We start from the raw sequence: 6,497 nt of genomic DNA on the forward strand, positions 1-6,497 counted from the left end.
AGAACAGACGCCGTCCCGCGACTAAACCCTAACCGAGGACAGCACCATGCTTATCAAAACCAGCCACGACGGCTTTAGTCACCCCACTTCCAGCGACATCACGTCGCCAACTGTTTATGCCGGACGCCGCGATCTCATCAAGCTGATGGCCAGCGGCGTGGCCGGTGCCGCACTCAGCACTTGGGCCACACGCGAAGCCCATGCGCAAGGCGCCACGCCAAGGCCGGGCAAAGGGGCTGCGTTGCCCGGTGCGCGCTCGATCTTGCCGGGTGCCATCACGATGGAAAAGCTCACCGAGTACAAAGACGCCAGCAGCTACAACAACTTCTACGAATTCGGCACCGACAAGGCTGATCCTGCCAAAAATGCCCACAGCCTGAAGACCACTCCGTGGACAGTCGAGATTGAAGGTCTGGTCAAGAAGCCCGCCAAGTACACGCTGGAAGACTTGCTCAAGCTCAGTGCGCAAGAGGAGCGAATTTACCGCCTGCGTTGCGTCGAGGGCTGGTCGATGGTGATCCCGTGGGTGGGCTATTCGCTCAGTGAGTTGATCAAGCGGGTGGAGCCGCTGGGTAGCGCGAAGTATGTGGAGTTCGTGACCCAGGCCGACCCAAAAACCATGCCGTTTGTGGGTTCTCGGGTGCTGGAATGGCCGTATGTTGAAGGTCTGCGCCTGGACGAGGCCATGAACCCGTTGACTCTGCTGAGTTTTGGCATGTACGGCGAGGTCCTGCCCAACCAGAGCGGTGCGCCGGTGCGCTTGGTGGTGCCCTGGAAGTATGGGTTCAAAAGTGGCAAGAGCCTGGTCAAAATCCGCTTTACCGACAAGCAACCCGCCACCGCCTGGAACAAGGCGGCGGCCTCGGAGTATGGTTTCTTTTCCAACGTCAACCCGAACGTGGACCACCCGCGCTGGAGCCAGGCGACCGAGCGGCGCATAGGCGAAGACGGCTTGTTTGCCAAGAAGCGCAAGACCCTGATGTTCAACGGCTATGAGGCGCAAGTGGGGCAGCTTTACGCCGGCATGGACTTGAAGAAGTTCTTCTGATGTCAACCCTAGTCATGCCACGGCCCATCGGGGTTCAAATGAATTCACTGCTGCTGAACCGTTTCGCCAAACCGCTGGTGTTCGGCCTGTCTTTGTTGCCTTTTTGCTGGTTGCTTTACGCTGCCATCACGCAGCAACTCGGCGCCAATCCGGCAGAAGCCCTGATTCGTGCCACAGGCGACTGGACCCTGCGTTTTCTGTGTCTGGTGCTGGCGATAACGCCACTGCGTGTCATCAGCGGCACGCCTGCGTTGGCCCGATTTCGGCGCATGCTGGGCTTGTTTGTCTATTTTTACGGTTGCATCCACTTACTGAGTTACAGCGGCTTTGACATGGGTTTTGAGGTGGCCGATATTGCCAAAGACATCGCCAAGCGGCCGTTCATTTTGGTCGGGTTCACGGCTTTTATGCTGCTCACGCCGCTGGCCTTGACCTCGTTCAATCGGGCCATCAAGGCACTGGGCGGCAAGCGCTGGCAGGGGGTGCACAAGTTGGTCTATGTCGTGGCAGGCTTGGCCGTGCTGCACTTTTTCTGGATGCGGGCCGGCAAAAACAACTTTGCTGAAGTCGCTGTTTATGCGGCGATATTGGGTTCGTTGCTGGGCTGGCGTCTTATTCGGTTTATAAGGAAAAACAGGCTCTAGCCCTCGTGCTATAAGCGCAAGAAGCTATTAAAATAGTAGCTGTTTAGCGTGTGACCAAAGACTCGTACCGCATCTGTTCTGCCACCGTTTCACGCTGCCGGATCACATGCGTTTGCGCCCCATCCACCAAAATCTCAGGGGCACGCCCCCGAGAGTTGTAGTTGCTGGCCATGCTCATGCAATACGCACCCGCAGACAACACCGCCAGTAAATCGCCTTGCTGCACGGCCAACGCACGGTCGTGGCCAATCCAGTCGCCACTCTCGCACACCGGTCCCACCACATCGTAGGTCGCAGGCGCAGCAGTGCGCGTGCACACGGGCACGATCTGGTGATAGGCCTGGTACATGGCCGGGCGCGGCAAGTCGTTCATGGCCGCGTCGATGATGCAAAAATTCTTCTGCTCGCCGGGTTTGAGGTAAAGCACCTCAGAGAGGCAGACGCCCGCATTGCCGACCAGCGAGCGGCCCGGCTCAATCATCAGGTGGCGCTGGCCAAACCCACGTCCGTCCAATTTGGCGAGCATCTTGTCCCACAGGTCATCGGCGCTGGGCGGGGTGTCGCCGTTGTAGTTGATGCCGAGTCCACCGCCAAAATCGATGTGGTGGATGGGAATGCCCGCGGCCTCAATCGCTTCCACTAGGTCGAGCATGCGGTCAACGGCGTCCAGATAGGGTGCCACTTCAGTGATTTGCGAGCCAATGTGGCAATCAATGCCTTTGACTTGAATGCCGGGCAAGGCGGCGGCGCGCTGGTAGGTTTGCACCACGCGTTCGTGGGCCACGCCAAACTTGCTGCCTTTGAGGCCGGTTGAAATGTAGGGGTGGGTTTTGGGGTCGACGTTGGGGTTGACGCGAATGCTGACCGGGGCTTTGACGTTCATGGACAAGGCCACGTCACTCAAGACCTCCAACTCGGCTTCGCTCTCGACGTTGAAGCAGCCAATGCCGGCTTGCAAGGCGGCGCGCATTTCCGAGCGGGTCTTGCCGACACCCGAGAAGATGATTTTTTCGGCGGGCCCACTGGCTGCCAGCACGCGTTGTAATTCCCCGGCGGAGACCACGTCAAAACCGCAGCCTGCTTCGGCAAATACCTGAATCACGCCCAGCGACGAGTTAGCCTTCATGGCGTAACAAATCTGAACGGTGCGCCCGGCAAAGCCGCGCTGATAAGCGGCCAGTGCGGACAACATGGCGCCTTTGGAATACACAAAAAGGGGCGTGCCGTGTTCCTTGGCCAAGTCGCTGAGCCGAATGTCTTCACAGAAAAGTTCATTGCCCCGGTAAGCAAGTTGGGGTTGGCCGGGAAGATTGTGAGGTGAGTTCATGGGGGCGTAGTCGTGGTGGCAGGGGCTGATTTTTTTGAAGCCTTGAGCGGCAGCAGTGTCTCAGGCAAGGTGGCTCGCTGGGCGGCAGCAGGTTCTGTGGGCAAGTACAGCGGGCCTTGCTGGCCACAGCCTGACAGGCTCACCGTACAAAGGCCAAGGACAAACGGACTGACTAAAATTTGACAAAATCTAAACATAGGTGAAATTGTAATGAACGACTCCGAATTCATGGACCAGGCTGAGCTTCTTCTCAAAGCCGTCGAGGCGAGTTGTGACCGCATCAATGATCAAAATCTGGCTGATATTGACAACCAACGCACCGGGGGCATGGTCACACTGGTGTTTTCAAACCGGAGTCAGATCGTCATCAACCTGCAAAAGCCATTGCATGAAATTTGGCTGGCGGCTAAATCGGGCGGTTATCACTACAAGTTTGATAGCAAGCAATGGACGGATACCAAGGGCCAAGGGGAGTTTTTCTCAAGCTTGTCGCGTTACGCCAGCGAGCAGGCGGGCTGCCCGCTGGTTTTTAATTTTTAAACAAGTCGAGAATTTTCTTTTTCTCATCAGCCGGTGGCAAAGTTTGCACACCAGCGCCGTTGGCACTGGCCTTGTCCTCCAACCCGACGCTGCTCACGCCAGCGCCTTTGACGTATTCGTCATAAAACCACTCGCCACCTGAGTTGACCACGCCTTCAGGGGCGCTGGGTTCCATGACCGGCACGTTTTTCAAGGCGTTTTCCATGAACCGGATCCATACCGGCAGGCTCAAGCCGCCGCCGGTTTCACGGTCACCCAGCTTGCGGGGCGTGTCGTAACCGATCCAGGTGACCGCTGCCAGCGTGGGTTGAAATCCGGCAAACCAGGCATCCATTGAGTCGTTGGTGGTGCCGGTTTTTCCGTACAAATCAGGTCGTTTTAAAGCCGCTTGAGCGGAGGCTGCGGTTCCGGAACGCGTCACTTCTTGCAGCAAGCTCTCCATGATGAAGGCATTGCGGGCATCAATCGCGCGCAAGGACTCGTCGAGCACCGGCGCCTGGGTTTCAACCAGCACCTTGCCTTTTTGCTCGGTTACCTTGGAAATCAGCCACGGATTGATCCGAAAGCCGCCGTTGGCAAAGACCGAGTAGGCCGACACCATCTGCATCGGCGTGACCGACCCGGCGCCCAGCGCCATGGTTAGGTAGGCCGGGTGCTTGTCGGCATCAAAACCAAAACGAGTGATCCATTCCTGCGCATTTTGAGCCCCGACGGCTTGCAGGATGCGAATGGAAATCATGTTTTTGGATTTGGCCAGACCCCGGCGCATGGTCATGGGGCCTTCAAACTTCCCGTCGTAATTTTTGGGTTCCCAAGGCTGACCCCCCGTGACACCTGCGTCAAAAAACAGGGGGGCATCGTTGATGACCGTAGCGGGCGTGAAGCCTTTCTCCAAGGCCGCGGAGTAAATAAACGGCTTGAAGCTTGAGCCCGGTTGACGCCAAGCCTGTGTAACGTGGTTGAACTTGTTTTTTTCAAAGTCAAATCCGCCCACCAGTGCCTTGATGGAGCCATCGCGGGGGTCGAGCGCCACAAAAGCACCTTCAACCTCGGGTAACTGGGTGATTTCCCAGGTGTTTTTGGGCGTCTTGGAAACCCGGATGATGGCCCCGCGGCGAATCTTGATGTTGGGCTGTGCCTTGTCTGTCAGACCCGATTGCGCCGGTTTCAAGCCTTCGCCGGTGATTTCAAGGGTTTCGCCGTTCAGTCGAACCGCCTTGATTCTTTTTGGGTCTGCTTCAAGCACCATGGCCGCCATCACATCGCCGTTGTCGGGGTGTTCGCCCAAAGCTTCATCAATGGCATCTTCCAGTTCTTGAGGCGTATTGGGCAAGGTGACGAACTCTTCGGGACCGCGGTAAATCTGACGGCGCTCAAAGTCCATGATGCCGCGGCGCAACGCCTTATAAGCAACCTCCTGATCGGCCGCCCGTAGCGTTGTGTAAACGTTCAGGCCGCGGGTGTAGGTTTCATCGCCATACTGCGCGTACATCAATTGACGAACCGTCTCGGCCACGTACTCGGCATGCACTTTGGTATTGTCAGAACTTGATTTCACTTTTAACTCTTCATTTTTGGCGGTTGCCGCCTGCTCAGCGGTAATAAATCCGTTTTCAAGCATGCGCTCAATGATGTGAAGTTGTCTGACTCGGGCGCGTTTTGGATTGACGATGGGGTTGTAGGCCGAGGGTGCTTTCGGCAGACCTGCCAACATGGCCGCTTCGGCAATCGAGATGTCTTTCAAAGGCTTGTCGAAATACGCCTCAGAGGCAGCAGCAAACCCGTAGGCGCGGTTGCCCAGAAAAATCTGATTCATGTAGATTTCAAGAATCTGATCCTTGGTCAGCATGTGTTCCAGCTTGAAGGTCAGCAGAATTTCATAAATCTTGCGGGTAAAAGTTTTTTCTGAAGAGAGATAAACGTTGCGTGCCACTTGCATGGTGATGGTGGAAGCCCCTTGGCTTTTGACACGCCCCAAGTTGGCCAGCGCTGCCCGTAAAACACCTTTGTAGTCGACACCGCCGTGCTCGTAAAACCGTGAGTCTTCAATGGCCAAGACCGCGTTTGTCATGATCTTTGGGATTTCTTTGATGGGCGTCAGGTGGCGGCGTTCTTCGCCAAACTCACCAATCAAAGTCCCTTCGGATGAAAAGACGCGCAACGGGAGCTTGGGGCGATAGTCGGAGAGGTCAGTGATATCGGGAAGATTCGGGAACGCCACGGCCAACGCCAACGCAATAACGATCAAGACAGAAATAACGCCAGCCAAGGCCAAACCGCTTCCCCAAAGCGCAATTCGCAGGAACCAATTCATGGGCTTGGCGGGTTGATTGGTGGGTTTTGAATGATTAGAGTCATTCATGGGTGATTTAGAGGGCATAAAAAACTTCGAAGAAACGCACTGTCATTATAAAAATGATGATTTCACTGATTTGGCAAGGTAGTATCCGTCATTGTTGGCTGCAACACTTTTCTAAAGTGTGGTTTTAAGTTGCGTTACAACCGCACACAAAACGTCAGCTATTGGCAACGATTGTTATTTCGTGTTAGTGAAAATCCTTTGCAGGACAAAGGGCTTGCTGATAGCATTGATGTAACTTGTTAAGTTTCGCTGATCTCGGATTGGCCTGTTTCAGGGGATAGTTTTGGTCTCTTTGGGGTCTTTATTTAGTCGGCAACCTGCGCCCATGCTGGGTCTGGACATCAGTTCTTCAAGTGTCAAACTGGTTGAGCTGGGTCAAGATAAAGCAGGCAATCTGGTGCTGGAGCGTTGCGCTATTGAGCCGCTTGAACGGGGTTGGATTTCTGATGGCAACATCGAAAAATTCGATGAAGTTGCTGAAGCCGTGCGACGTCTGGTGAAGAAAAGCGGAACAAAAACCAAAAACGTGGCCATGGCGCTTCCGCCTTCAGCGGTCATCACCAAGAAAATTATTCT

General features: G+C 55.3%; 6 protein-coding genes. 4 read left to right on the forward strand and 2 right to left on the reverse strand.

Annotated features, from left to right (window positions below; translation table 11 throughout):
* Positions 1-46: 46 nt before the first annotated feature.
* The gene (msrP, locus tag WCG50_RS08070; protein ID WP_336899078.1) at positions 47-1,048 is read left to right on the forward strand and encodes a protein-methionine-sulfoxide reductase catalytic subunit MsrP; all 1,002 of its coding nucleotides are present in this window, start codon (positions 47-49) and stop codon (positions 1,046-1,048) included.
* A gap of 38 nt (positions 1,049-1,086) precedes the next feature.
* A complete protein-coding gene (locus WCG50_RS08075; RefSeq protein WP_336899079.1) occupies positions 1,087-1,692 on the forward strand; it encodes a protein-methionine-sulfoxide reductase heme-binding subunit MsrQ in 606 nt (201 codons plus the stop codon).
* Positions 1,693-1,735: 43 nt separating this feature from the next.
* Here WCG50_RS08075 and lysA read toward each other — a convergent pair whose 3' ends face one another.
* Entirely contained in the window at positions 1,736-3,019 is a 1,284-nt protein-coding gene (gene lysA / locus WCG50_RS08080) for a diaminopimelate decarboxylase (protein ID WP_336899080.1), read from the reverse strand.
* A 210-nt stretch (positions 3,020-3,229) separates the two neighbouring features.
* Between lysA and cyaY the strand changes: the two genes are divergently transcribed.
* Complete coding sequence (gene cyaY / locus WCG50_RS08085; RefSeq protein ID WP_336899081.1) at positions 3,230-3,559, forward strand: iron donor protein CyaY; 330 nt, start codon at positions 3,230-3,232, stop codon at positions 3,557-3,559.
* Here the strand turns inward: cyaY and WCG50_RS08090 are convergent.
* Positions 3,549-5,873: a penicillin-binding protein 1A gene (locus WCG50_RS08090; RefSeq protein WP_336899084.1), complete on the reverse strand. Its 2,325-nt coding sequence runs from the start codon at positions 5,871-5,873 to the stop codon at positions 3,549-3,551. The two genes, cyaY and WCG50_RS08090, sit on opposite strands and share 11 nt — an antisense overlap.
* Before the next feature lie 331 nt (positions 5,874-6,204).
* Here WCG50_RS08090 and pilM point away from each other — a divergent pair.
* Positions 6,205-6,497: pilus assembly protein PilM (gene pilM, locus WCG50_RS08095; protein WP_336899082.1), on the forward strand; the 293-nt coding region annotated here is incomplete at its 3' end.

The sequence above is a fragment of the Rhodoferax sp. genome, assembly GCF_037143375.1.
Taxonomy (GTDB): Bacteria; Pseudomonadota; Gammaproteobacteria; order Burkholderiales; family Burkholderiaceae_C; genus Rhodoferax.

What these genes read in the sequence shown, in the direction of transcription:
- msrP (WP_336899078.1), top strand. Translation starts at nt 47, where the DNA reads ATGCTTATCAAAACCAGCCACGACGGCTTTAGTCACCCCACTTCCAGC.
- WCG50_RS08075 (WP_336899079.1), top strand. Translation starts at nt 1,087, where the DNA reads ATGAATTCACTGCTGCTGAACCGTTTCGCCAAACCGCTGGTGTTCGGC.
- lysA (WP_336899080.1), bottom strand. Translation starts at nt 3,019, where the DNA reads ATGAACTCACCTCACAATCTTCCCGGCCAACCCCAACTTGCTTACCGG.
- cyaY (WP_336899081.1), top strand. Translation starts at nt 3,230, where the DNA reads ATGAACGACTCCGAATTCATGGACCAGGCTGAGCTTCTTCTCAAAGCC.
- WCG50_RS08090 (WP_336899084.1), bottom strand. Translation starts at nt 5,873, where the DNA reads ATGAATTGGTTCCTGCGAATTGCGCTTTGGGGAAGCGGTTTGGCCTTG.